General features: G+C 49.0%; 10 protein-coding genes. All 10 read right to left on the bottom strand.

The genetic code is table 11. The features are described 5' to 3' along the window. Positions 1-7: 7 nt before the first annotated feature. The 10 genes from hisC to ychF all read right to left on the bottom strand — a co-directional run bounded on the left by hisC (position 8) and on the right by ychF (position 12,850). Positions 8-1,087, bottom strand: a complete 1,080-nt coding sequence (hisC, locus tag G7Y37_RS02600; protein ID WP_165061345.1) for a histidinol-phosphate transaminase — start codon at positions 1,085-1,087, stop codon at positions 8-10. Beyond that, positions 1,084-2,448, bottom strand: coding sequence for a histidinol dehydrogenase (gene hisD / locus G7Y37_RS02595; protein ID WP_241155973.1), 1,365 nt, complete (start codon positions 2,446-2,448; stop codon positions 1,084-1,086). The genes hisC and hisD overlap by 4 nt, the downstream gene beginning before the upstream one ends. A gap of 16 nt (positions 2,449-2,464) precedes the next feature. Next, positions 2,465-4,195, bottom strand: coding sequence for an ATP phosphoribosyltransferase (gene hisG, locus G7Y37_RS02590; protein WP_165061343.1), 1,731 nt, complete (start codon positions 4,193-4,195; stop codon positions 2,465-2,467). A gap of 151 nt (positions 4,196-4,346) precedes the next feature. Beyond that, on the bottom strand, positions 4,347-6,188 hold the full coding sequence (gene asnB, locus G7Y37_RS02585) for an asparagine synthase (glutamine-hydrolyzing) (protein ID WP_165061341.1): 1,842 nt from the start codon (positions 6,186-6,188) through the stop codon (positions 4,347-4,349). A gap of 9 nt (positions 6,189-6,197) precedes the next feature. Then, complete coding sequence (locus G7Y37_RS02580; protein WP_165061339.1) at positions 6,198-6,911, bottom strand: aspartate/glutamate racemase family protein; 714 nt, start codon at positions 6,909-6,911, stop codon at positions 6,198-6,200. Next, positions 6,908-8,206, bottom strand: a complete 1,299-nt coding sequence (locus G7Y37_RS02575) for a carboxylate--amine ligase (protein WP_165061337.1) — start codon at positions 8,204-8,206, stop codon at positions 6,908-6,910. The genes G7Y37_RS02580 and G7Y37_RS02575 overlap by 4 nt, the downstream gene beginning before the upstream one ends. A gap of 30 nt (positions 8,207-8,236) precedes the next feature. After that, positions 8,237-9,826, bottom strand: a complete 1,590-nt coding sequence (gene gatB / locus G7Y37_RS02570) for an Asp-tRNA(Asn)/Glu-tRNA(Gln) amidotransferase subunit GatB (RefSeq protein ID WP_165061335.1) — start codon at positions 9,824-9,826, stop codon at positions 8,237-8,239. A 1-nt stretch (position 9,827) separates the two neighbouring features. Continuing rightward, positions 9,828-11,324, bottom strand: coding sequence for an Asp-tRNA(Asn)/Glu-tRNA(Gln) amidotransferase subunit GatA (gene gatA, locus G7Y37_RS02565; protein ID WP_165061333.1), 1,497 nt, complete (start codon positions 11,322-11,324; stop codon positions 9,828-9,830). After that, the gene (gene gatC / locus G7Y37_RS02560) at positions 11,324-11,635 is read right to left on the bottom strand and encodes an Asp-tRNA(Asn)/Glu-tRNA(Gln) amidotransferase subunit GatC (RefSeq protein WP_165061331.1); all 312 of its coding nucleotides are present in this window, start codon (positions 11,633-11,635) and stop codon (positions 11,324-11,326) included. The genes gatA and gatC overlap by 1 nt, the downstream gene beginning before the upstream one ends. A gap of 150 nt (positions 11,636-11,785) precedes the next feature. Then, complete coding sequence (ychF, locus tag G7Y37_RS02555) at positions 11,786-12,850, bottom strand: redox-regulated ATPase YchF (protein WP_165061328.1); 1,065 nt, start codon at positions 12,848-12,850, stop codon at positions 11,786-11,788. Positions 12,851-12,852 lie beyond the last annotated feature (2 nt).

Here is a 12,852-nt window from a genome sequence, read left to right as displayed (position 1 = left end):
TGCCACCTCAATCTTTCCGCAGCGCAAAATCGCGCAGAGTTCGCAAAAATGCGCTATTTTGCTCTGGCGTTCCAACCGTAACGCGCAACGTGTTTTCCAATAGCTTTGTGCTGCTAAAATCGCGTACTAAAATGCCGTTATCGTATAGGTATTGCCACGCTTGCTCTGCATGAGAGATGCGGAACAACACCCAGTTAGAATCGCTAGGAAAAAACTGAACCCCCGGTATAACTTTTAGCTCCGATATAATTCGTTCGCGCTCGGATATTATGTCGTGAATAGCAGGCTCAAACGCATTGCGATTGCGGAAAACCACACGTGCTATAGCCTGACTTACAGCATCTACCGAATAGGGCTGGCGAACTTTCATGTATTCGCGAATTACAGCGGGATGCGCCAAAATGTATCCAATGCGCACGCCCGCTAAACTGAATGCCTTACTGAAGGTGCGCAAAATTACCAAATTCTCATGCCGCTCAAGATAGGGGCGCATAGTTTCGCGCGAAAATTCGAAATAAGCCTCGTCTACCATAACCAACGCATCTGTAGAATTTAGCAACTTCTCCAGAAACACCTGCGGCGCGCGCAGACCAGTCGGGTTGTTCGGGCTGGCTATTATAGTAAATGCTATATTATTTGTCGGATCAGCCAGCGCCGCCAAAACACGGTCTTCATCTATAGAAAAATCTTCCGGAAAACGCTCTATGTTCATAATAGGCGTGTTTGTTAAACGGGCGTTTGCCTCGTAAACAGAAAATGTTGGAGGCAGGTTTAGGAACGTGCGTCCAGCCCCTCCCCAAGCCAGTGCTGTGTCAAATAGAAGCTCATCACCACCATTTCCCACTAATACCCATTCGCGATCTAATCCATTAGCCTGAGCTATTTCATCACGCAAATCGTTGGCTAGCGGGTCGGGATAGCGATTCAAAGACACTTTGCGCACAGCTTCGTCTATTTGAGATCGTATATCAGGGTCTACATCGCGCGGGTTTTCATTAGCCGACATGTACATTTGCGCCGACAGATACTTCGGATCGTAAGGTATGATTCCGGATAGCTGAGGCGCCGATTCACGCACCCGATTCATCGCGCACTTCCCTCTGTTGAGTCTTCACAAGTGCAGCGCGAACCCGCCTTCGTATCAGATGATGCGCTTGTAATATTTGCCTTGCCCATGCGCAGCGCCACCGACTGGGCATGCGCCCAAAGCCCTTCGTGCATGGCAATTTGCATTATGTGCTTCGCATCATTTTGAAGCGCATCTTGCGAATACTGAATTATTGAGCTCTTTTTCACAAATTCATCTACAGAAAGCGGACTAGCATAACGCGCCGTGCCCCCGGTGGGAAGTGTATGATTTGGACCAGCCACATAATCGCCCACAGCTTCAGGTGTCCAGTCTCCTAAGAAAATAGCGCCAGCATTTTCTATTTGTCCGAGATAATCCATAGCATTGCGCACGTGCATTTCCAAATGCTCGGGCGCTATAACGTTCACAGTTTGTATCGCCTGATCCATATCGTTCACTATTACTATAAGCCCCTGGCTGACAAGCGACTGACGAGTTATATCTGCGCGCGTGGAATGCTGCAGATGCTCTTTTATTGCAGCTTCTACCGCATCAGCATATTCCGCATCTTCACATATTAAATAGCACGCAGCTAAAGGATCGTGTTCTGCTTGCGCCATTAAATCTATAGCTACCAAAGCAGGTTCTGCTGTGCCATCGGCTACAACGCATACCTCAGAGGGACCAGCTATCATGTCTATTCCGACATCGCCCGATACAATCTTTTTAGCAGCGGCAACATACGCATTGCCCGGTCCAGTTATCTTACACACAGGACTAATAGTTTGCGTGCCGTAAGCAAGCGCCGCTACAGCCTGTGCGCCACCCACTGTGTATACCTCGGTAACACCAGCCAATTTCGCTGCAGCCAATATTGCTGCATCAACATGTCCATCTTTTGTGGGAGGCGTTGCGCATGCTATTCGTTTTACGCCAGCCACACTTGCTGGAAGGGCATTCATTAAAACAGTGGAAGGATAAAGCGCTCTGCCACCCGGCACATATATACCCACAGAATTAAGCGCACTTACCTTTGCGCCTACAATTGCGCCATCCTCCCGTGCGAATAACCAACTCTGCTGTATTTGTCGCTCGTGAAATTCGCGTATCTGGCGGGCTGCATGACGAAGGGCTTCCATCGTTTGGCTGTCAACACGTTCATGCGCCGAATCCAACTCTTCTTTTGAAACGCGCAATCTGGTCAGCTTAACGCCGTCGAAACGCTCTGTTAGATCAAACAGCGCCTCATCGCCGCGCTGGCGCACATCTTCCACAATCTCGGTTGCCGCCTGCAATGCTTTCACATTAAAAGCGCCCGTTCTGTTTATAAGTGAATCCTGAAAAGGCTCACATGGTTTAAGCTGGATGCGTCGCATCATGTTTTGCTCCCTCAACTTACTTTGTTCCGCCGGCGATAGGATCATATTCGGCAGTCTTTGCGCTATCCGCTAGCTTTCTGGCTAATTCTACTATTCTGGAATCGGTGCGCAATGCACATGGATTCGCGAAAAAACGCGCGGTAGAATCTAGCACATCTTCTACAATTTCTAGTTTATTTTGGCGAAGTGTGGTGCCCGTCGCAGTTATATCAACTATACATTCTGCTATGCCAGTAAGCGGCGCAAGCTCTATATTTCCATTCAACTTTACAATTTCTACCTGCATGCCTGTTTTTGCATAATGACCTAGTGTTATACGGGGATACTTCGTAGCCACCCTGATAGAGCCTAAACGGCGATAGCGCTCAGCTATAGCTTTAGCTGATCCTTCCGGACGCGCCACAACAAACCGGCAGCCTCCAAAGCGCAAATCGCTAAGTTCTACTACGGAAAGCGCTGCTTCATCTATAGAATCGCGTCCGCAAATTCCGCAATCAGCTGCACCGGATGCTACGAAAGCAGGCGCATCGGACGGACGCACTATTATGTATTCTACGCCCGAAGCTTTTATTACCAACTGGCGACCCGGATTGCGCAATTCATCCACATTAAGACCGCACGCCTCTAGGCAGTTAATCGCCTGCTCGTTAAGTGCCCCTTTAGGAACAGCTATGCGAAGTGGGCGGCAAGCCGGCAAATTGCTTGTAGTTTCGGCAGTTGACGCTGCCGCTTTAGCAGTCTGCGCAATTTCGGCTTCCGCAGCAGCAGCCTCCATGGCGCGCTCTAAAAAGAATGCAAAACCGGCAGCTGGGCGCGCATTGCCATACACGCCTATCATGTTGTCGTAGCGCCCGCCAGACCCTAAAGGCGACCCTAAATACGGCGAATACGCCTCGAACACTATGCCCGTGTAATAATCAAATGAACTAATAACCGAAAAATCTACGAGAATTTCTGCCTGCAAATTGGCGCTTTGCAAGTTTTCGCAAAGAGATTGTAACTGGTCAAGCCCATCGGTACATCCCAGCGGCGCAACAAGGCTGCGCGCCTCGTCTATCGCATTTATGCCGCCTCGAATGCGTGGCAGCTTGCGTATAGCCTGAGCATAAGCCGGCGCTGTAGATGCATCTAAATTCGCAAGATCGGTAAGCCTGTCAACTTCCACAAAATCTGATGCATGATAAGCATTAAGAACGGCGCTCTTCCAAGCATCTGGCGCACCAGAGCGCTCTAGCAGCGAACGAAGCGGTGCAACCGTAGCAATAGCAAGCACCACATTGGATACACCAGCAACGCTAAGCGCTTGCACACATAAGCCGACTACTTCAGTATCGGCTTCGACGCAATTTGTAAGGCTATCGCAACCAATGTTTTCTATGCCAATTTGTGTTAGTTCACGAGCTAGCGCTTGAGCTTGCCCGTCCATTTCGCGAAACACGCGCTGTGTATAGCGGAATTTCAAAACTCCGTTAGCATCAGGCATGCGCGTTGCACACATACGGGCAATTTGCAAAGTTACATCGGGACGCATAGCCAAAAGATCGCCTTGCGAATCGAAGAATTTGAACGACGAAGCCGGAAGCCGCCCAGCACGCGCCATAACATCCATAACCTCTAATGTGGGCGTTTCAATAGGCAAATAGCCGCGCGTCGCAAAAAGATCTTGGACGCTGCGCGTTATATGCTCTCGTTCGGCAGCTTCGCTAGTTAACACGTCTCGAAATCCAAGCGGAGTTACTAAATTCATCTTGCTTGAACCTTTCATCTTCTTTTGGCAGTTTTACACCGTCGGATATGCCCATTCAAGGCATGCGCCTTCAGTTCATACCCTCAGGGGTCAAGCAGAGTAACACTTTAGCACAGTAGAGTAATAAAGTGTAGTTCAATTTTTCAGATAACTAACGCTTCTGGAAAAACTCATCATGCCACGCAAGGAAAGAATATATCGACCATATCTTTTTCATATTCGAACCCTTGCCTTCCAGATGCGCATCTAGCAAACCATTAAGTGCTTTTGTGTTGAACAGCTCTGCTGCAACTCGGCTGTTAAATGCATCACGTACACGATCTGCAAATTCAGGACGGCGCAACCACACAGCCAAAGGCGTAATAAATCCAATCTTTGGCATATCAGCAGTCTTTTTTGGAAGTGTTGCCTCTGCAGCTTTACGTAGCGCCGGCTTTGTTTGTTCATGCGTAACGCGATAGCGTGAAGGTATTTGCAACGCCAAATCTAGCACATGCTTATCCAAAAACGGCACGCGCAATTCAAGCGATGATGCCATAGACATGCGGTCGGCTTTTTGCAAGATGTCGTATTGTAGCCAAAAAGCCAAATCGGCAAATTGCATCTGCGTTACCTCATCTTCGTGCGCAACCTGCGCAAATACGGGCGCAGTTATGCTGTCGGGCGTTGGACAGTCAGGCATGTCACGCAAATACTGTCCACAGTCGCTAAAGTTGAAGACATAATTGCTGCGAATATAGCGCTGCGGCAATGAATATCTTCCCCGCATCAGGAATCGGCGACCGTGAAATTGCGGCATCTTTGCCGCCACATTACCCGCCAACATACGCAACGCCCTAGGCACGCGCATATAAGGCTCGTAAGATAAACATTCCTGATAGTAGGGGTACCCTCCAAATAGCTCGTCAGCACCTTCACCGGACATAACACCTTTAACTTCACGCGCCGCTAAACGAGCTAAATGGTAAAGCGGCACAGCCGACGGATTTGGCAGCGGTTCATCCATATGGTACTGAACAGCACCCGCAGAATTGAAAAAATCAGCTGCCGATATAGTGCCCGCAATATTGCGCACGCCTATGCGCTCAGCCAATTCACGCGCAGCACCTAACTCGGAAAATTCTTCTTCAGCGTAGCCAATAGAAAACGTGCGCACATCCATTAAGTCTTTTGCATGTGCCGCCACAAGACTAGAATCGACACCAGCCGACAAAAAGCAACCTACCTCCACATCGGCTGCTGCATGCGCCTCGCTAGATTCAGCCATGCAAGCCGCTATGCGACTAGCCCAATCGTCCATACTAAGTGAATCGTCAATGTTGTAGCGAAATTCGCAATAGCGCCGCACCTCTAGCTTGCCGTGCGCCCAAGTGGCACAATGCCCCGCTTGTAGCTTTTCCACACCAACAAAAAGTGTTTGCTCGGTGGGAATGTACTCGAAACACATATATAAAGGCAGCAAGTTTTCGTTTAGGCGCTTTTCAAATTCTGGATGATGTAAAAACGCTTTAGCCTCAGAAGCAAAAAGAATACCATCGCGAACTTTATAGAAATACAGCGGCTTAATGCCAAACGGGTCGCGCGCAAAAAACAGTGTATGCTGTTTGCGGTCGTAAACAACAAACGCAAACATACCGCGCAGACGGTCCAGCACAGAACTGCCCCATTCTTGATACCCTTTTAGCAAAACTTCGGTATCGCATTTTGTGCGAAACGTATAACCTAAACCTCGCAGCTGTTCACGCAATTGCGCATGGTTGTAAATTTCGCCATTAAAGCATATGACATAGTTTCCATCTTCAGTCTGCATGGGTTGATCGCCGCCCTCAATGCCAACCAAGGCAAGCCGACGAAAGCCAAGCGCTACCACTTCATCATCGAAATAGCCATCGGAATCTGGACCGCGATGTATGATGCTATCAGCCATATTGCGCAAAACAGATCTGCGGTCGTAGCTACGATCGGTTGACACAAACCCAACAAATCCACACATGCTTGCCGCCTATTCCTCTAGCTGCGCACCCGCAGCAGCAATTGTGCTATCAACTAAAACTCGCAACGAGTCTACTACAGCAATGGGCATACACGCCGAATCTGCCTCATACGCAACAGAAAGTTCGGTGCAGCCCAATACCACACCATCACATCCCATAGCTGCCATTGCACCGCATGCATCTGCAAGCGCACCCTGCGGCACACTTACTCCGCTTTTCACCCAATCGTTAATAATTTCATTTGTCTTATGCTGTATTTCCGCATTTGGATATATACATTCCAGCCCAAAATTGCGAAGTGCCTTACCGTATACGTCTACCTTGACCGTGCCTTCGGTAGCCAGCACACCTACACGCTTAATCCCTCGGCGCCCACATTCGCGCGCAGTATCAGCCACCATGTTAAGCACCGGTATATCGACAGAACTTGTCAACTCGTCAAACAGTGAATGTGCCGTATTGCACGGCATGGCAATAAACGAACATCCTGCACTCTGCAAAAGACGAGCACCGCTAATCAATTTAGGCAACGGCGAATCTTCGCTGTTTCCCAACAAAAACTGAGTACGATCGGGGATGCTGGCATCGTTTAGCACCAGCGTACATATATGGTCCTGATCGCATGCAGCCCTCGTGCGCTCAACCAATTGCTCCGAAAAGCAAACAGTAGCCGCAGGTCCCATTCCGCCAAGAACCCCTACAAGCACATCGCTCTTGTTCACTTCGCAACACTCTCTGTACTGTATGATATAGAAACCGGTGCACCCTCGGCAGCCTTGCGCCTATCCGATGCAATAACTTCATCCATTACTTTCCCATAATTGCGCATGTGTACACGCGGATACACAACGCGACGCATAAAGCTTGCTTCGCCACTGTAAGCCATAGGGTCAAACACATTTCCTTGTGAATAAATGCTTTCCACCTCGGCTTTTAGGTTGGGGTCGCTAAGACACGACATTATTGTTTTCTTCGGAACAGCCGAATACAGCCTGCCATCCACCTGCTTTTGAATATCATCGCTGAATTGCTTGTTTTCTATTAGGTCTTCCACAACCCACTTCGCCACGTTCTGACCACCCATGGTTACGTAGTAATTGCTGCGCCCCAGCCTAGAATTCAGCTCGAAGAATCTATATTGCCCGTCGCGTTCGTCAACTTTAATATCGAAGTTGGCAAAACCGGTGTAACCGACGTGTTCTAGCAAACGAACAGCATCTGCCACTACACTGTCGTTTGAGCGGCTGATTATAGCCACCGGGTTTCCAAGCGCCAGCGGTCTTTTATCCTCTAGCAGCACTTGCCCAAACGATGCCATGCGCACTTTACCATTCCTGTCACTGTAGGTAGTAAGTATGCGCATATGAGAATCGTCACCCAATACAGGCTTTTGCAACACCAGCTTACCCACATACCCCGCATCGCGCATATTAGATATAAGTTCTTCCAGTTCTTCACGACTATGCACGAAACATACTTTGCGTTTCCCCGGGAAATCTACATAGTGATAATCGGCAGAAGACGCAGGTTTAACATATATTGGAAATTCAAATGGAAGCGATGCGATTTCTTCTAAACTGCCCTGCGCCACATCGTACACAACAGTTTCGGGAACCGGCACGCCAAGTTCGTCGCATATATGGAAGAAGCGGTCTTTAAGCACAAGACTATCGCGCAGCTGCTCAGACACATACGGAATTATGAAGTGCTTTTCTAATTCCGCACGATTCCTAGTTATTAAATCGACATACCAGTCGCCACAGCCGAACAAAATAAGCTGCTTATCTGGACGCTCATCAGCAATATCACTTAACTTGCTAAGAAATACCTCTTCGTAGTCCATTCCGGGAATCATGCGCATTTCCATTGTGCTGGAACTGTCGCACATGCGGCTATGCTGCTGACTAATCCCTATAGACTTGATTCCATACGCTTCATGAAACGCTCTAGCCAAACTGTAAGCCCCTCTATCGGCACCTAGAATAACTGGCTGAAAAAAAACTTCATCCGAATGCATCCGTGCTCCTTTGACACTGCGCTGTAAGTCTTACGCATCAAGCTTTTGTGTCAGAAGCTCGTTTATCATTTGCGGATTTCCCTTACCCTGCATACGCTTCATGCACTGACCTACAAAAAAACCTATCAAACCTGTTTTGCCACCTTTGTATTGCTCTACTTTGTCGGGGTTTTCACCCAAAACCGCATCTATTACGGCTTCTATAGCGCCAGCATCGCTTACTTGCTGCATACCGCGCGCCTCGACTATATCTTTCGGGTCGGCATCTTCATCGATAACCGCCGCAAATACCTCCTTTCCCTGCTTAGACGATATAGTGCCATCCGCAATAAGATGCACCAGCTGCACAGCACGCTTAGGCGTTAGCGCAGAGGCATCCAACGAGGCACCCGTATTGGCATTTAGCCATGCCGCCACATCGTTAATCGCCAAATTCGCTAGTGGCTTCGCAAGCTTTTCAGCATTCTTGCCACCTGCCTGCTCTACCTCAGCCATACATTTCTCGAAGAATTGCGATATAGAACGGTGCTCTACCAAATGCCTAGCATCGTATGCGGAAAGCCCGAACGATTCCTCAAAGCGCTTCGCCTTATCGTCGGGTAGTTCGGGAAGTTTTGCGCGAACGCATTCTATAAATTCATCCGATAAATCGTATGGTGCTAAATCGGGTTCGGGGAACAGACGATAATCGTCAGCCGATTCTTTCACACGCATAACAATGGTGCGCTTGGCAGTAGGATCCCAATGGCGCGTTTCTTGATATATTACGCCGCCTTCCTCTAACACCTCAGCCTGACGACATATTTCATACATAAGTCCATCGTGCAGATTCTTAAAGGAATTCATATTTTTAAGCTCGGTTTTTGTGCCTAGCTCTTTAGTTCCGCGGCGACGCAGACTTACATTGCCGTCGCAGCGCAAACTGCCCTCTTCCATACTGCAGTCAGATATACCAATAGCCAGATAAATTTGGCGCAGCTTTTGCATAAAAAGGCGCGCTTCTTCAGGCGTTCGAAGATCGGGCTCGGTAACTAGCTCGATTAGCGGAGTGCCGGCACGGTTGTAGTCAACCAGTGAATGAGTGGCACCCGCTATACGACCTTCACCACCACCGATATGAACCATCTTGCCCGCATCTTCTTCCATATGTATGCGCGTTATGCCCACATGCGCCACATATCCATCTTCTGTGCGAGTTATGTTGCCCCGCACATCGCCCGGCTTCATATCTGAAATACCATAGCGCTCGTTTGCATTTACGCCATCTACATCTAAATCTAAATGCCCGCGCATACAAAACGCCACCGGACCTTGCGTGGTCTGAAAGTTTTTCGCCATGTCAGGGTACATGTAATTTTTGCGATAGAACATAGAATGCTTTTCTATATCGCAATTAGTTGCAAGACCCGCCAGCACAATGCTTTCTATAGCCGCCTTGTTTGGCACAGGCAACGCACCCGGCAAACCCAAGCATACCGGACATGTATGCGTATTAGGCGGCGCACCAAATTCAAGTTTGCACCCGCAGAACATCTTAGTATTCAGCGTGGTAAGCTCGGCGTGAATTTCAAGACCTATAACGGGTTCCCATGTTTTTAGAATGTCTTCCAATTTCCGCATCTTATTCACCCGCCTTTTCAGCGAACGCAGGAGCAATGGTCGCTTTGCCGTAAATCGACTCTAGCGCTGCAGCTACACGGAACATGTTCACGTCTTTGAACGCAGGGGATATAAGTTGCGCACCTATGGGTAGGTTCGTTTGCGACCCCAACCCCACAGGCACCGACATTCCACCGTTGCCCGCTATGTTTATAGAAATGGTAAACATATCTGATAAATACATTTGCGCCGGATCGCCTATTTCGCCAAATTTGAACGCCGTGCGCGGGCTAACCGGACTAAGAATGCAATCGACTTTTTGGAAAGCGTGCTCGTAGTCTTGCGTGATAAGGGTGCGCACTTGCTGCGCCGGATAATAATAAGTGTCATACACACCAGAAGATAGCAGGTAACTGCCAAGCATTATGCGACGGCGCGCCTCGGGACCAAAGCCTTTAGAGCGACTAGTTTCGTATTGTGTATCTAAGTCAGTATGACCCGGATCGCAGTAACCGTAGCGCACCGAATCGAAACGCGCCAGATTGCTAAACGCTTCGCAAGGACCCAGCACATAGTAAGCGCTCATTGCCGCTTTTGCGTGTTCGAGCTCTATTTCTACCAGCTCGGCACCTAAGCCAGCTAGTTTTTGTGCAGCCTCTGTTATGCGGCTGCGCACTTCATCTGTAAGCCCTTCAGCTTCCATAAATTCGGGCACTATACCGATGCGCATGCCCTTTATACCCTCGGCAAGATTTGCCGTGAAATCTACATCGACACATTGACTGGTGCAATCGTGTTCATCGAAACCGGATATGGCGTTCAGCGCCAAAGCGGCATCTTCCACGCTGCGAGCAAATGGACCAACCTGATCTAGGCTGCTACCAAAAGCCACCACGCCATAGCGCGAAACAACGCCATATGTTGGTTTTACGCCCACAATTCCGCAAAAACTTGCAGGCTGGCGGATTGAACCACCCGTGTCTGATCCAAGCGCCACAGGCACAAGCCCCGCCGCTACAGCAGCAGCACTTCCGCCCGAGCTGCCACCCGGAACGCGCTGGAAATCCCAAGGATTTAGCGTGGGACCAAATGCGCTTGTCTCGGTTGAACTGCCGAAAGCAAACTCGTCCATATTCAGTTTACCGACAGGTAGGGCACCAGCGTTTAGAGTATATTCAACACAAGTAGCTGTATATGGCGATACATAGTTTGCCAACATGTTTGAAGAGCATGTTGTATGCGTCCCCAGCAAATTCATGTTGTCTTTAAAGCCCACCGGAATGCCTGCAAGCGCGCCGACTTCATCAAACTTTCCGCTGGCTATGGCGCTGTCAACTTTTTTAGCGGCGCTTGCTGCCATGTCGGCTGTAAGTTCTAAGAAAGCGTGCATTTGCTTGTCTGATTGCTGTATGCGGTCTATGGTTGCGCTGGCAATTTCAGCAGCTGTAAATTCCTTAGCAGCAAGCCCAGCCTGTAAATCGCGAACACCCATAGCTCCAAAAGCGGTTTTTGCAGCCATTAGCGATCGCCTCCGTCCCCTAGAACCGACGGAATAAGAAAGCATCCGTCTTGTTGCTTAGGCGCATTCTGCAATGATTCTTCCTGCGTAAAGCTTGATCGCTCGGTGTCTTCACGCATCACATTTGCAAGCGCCCCTATGGGGTGAAATGTTGGCGGCACACCGGTTAAATCGTATTCAGTTATTGGAGCCAAGCCGTCGATGATGGAGTTCAAATCTACCGTCATCTGCACCACTTCGTCCTCCGTCATGCCTATGCGCGCGTACTCAGCAATGCCGCGTACATCGGCTTCAGTAAGATGTTGCGTCATAGAATCTCGCCTTCCAGCACGTGAACTGGTCGAAAAACAACTCGAACCATAATAACGCAAAGCACTCTAAAAGCATGCCATTGGCACCCCGATTAATGAACTTGAAATAATCCTCAGCCTAGTAAAATCGATAAAATAACCAAAATGCAACTAAACATTAAACTTGAAATGCATCACATCGCCATCTTGGACTATGTAGTCTTTGCCCTCTTGTCGCAACTTGCCGGCTTCGCGGCATCCTTTTTCGCCACCATTGGCAACATAATCTTCAAAGCTAGCTGTTTCGGCTTTGATGAATCCGCGTTCAAAATCGCTATGAATAACGCCTGCAGCTTGCGGAGCCTTTGCCCCTACCGGCACAGTCCAAGCCCTACTCTCGGTTTCGCCGCTAGTAAAGAACGATTGCAACCCAAGCAGCGCATACGCTTCACGAACAAGCCGCGCCAAACCGCTTTCGGAAAGCCCCATAGCTTCCAAATATTCAGCAGCTTCAGCCGGATCAAGCTCTGCCAAATCAGCCTCGACCTTCGCGCTGATAGGCACAGGATCTAGTCCATCTATCTCGGGCAGATCGGCATCTAACTGATCTTCATCAACATTTGCAATGTATAACATTGGTTTCATGGTTAGTAAATGAAGCCCATAAAGTGCTGCCTGTTCGTCTTCAGTTAGGTCAAGCGTGCGGGCTCTGTGTCCATCGTTTAACCCAGCAAGCACTTTCTTTGCTACCTCAAACTGCGCAACGGCAGCCTTATCCCTCTTAGCTTCTTTCTCTAAACGCGGAAGCGCCTTTTCCACAGTAGCTATGTCAGCCAAAATCAGCTCGGTTTTAATCGTCTCCACATCGGAAAGCGCATCCACACGCCCAGCCACATGCACTACATCCGGATCGGTGAAGAAGCGCACAACCTCACAAATTGCATCGGTTTCGCGAATATTTGCCAAAAACTGATTGCCAAGCCCTTCCCCTTGGCTAGCACCAGCCACAAGACCCGCAATGTCTACAAACTCCACCGTAGCGGGCACAATTTTTGCAGGGTTGTCAATTTTAGCCAGCGCATCAAGACGCGCATCGGGCACCGGCACCACACCAACATTAGGCTCTATTGTTGCAAACGGATAATTCGCAGCCAGCCCACCTTTATTTGTAAGCGCCGTAAACAACGTAGATTTCCCTACATTTGGCAGACCAACTATACCAATTGAGAGAGACATGA

This window comes from Adlercreutzia sp. ZJ154 (assembly GCF_011039055.1).
GTDB lineage: Bacteria > Actinomycetota > Coriobacteriia > Coriobacteriales > Eggerthellaceae > Adlercreutzia_A.
Note: the sequence above shows the minus strand (reverse complement) of the source record. Positions and strands in the feature narration are given on the sequence as shown.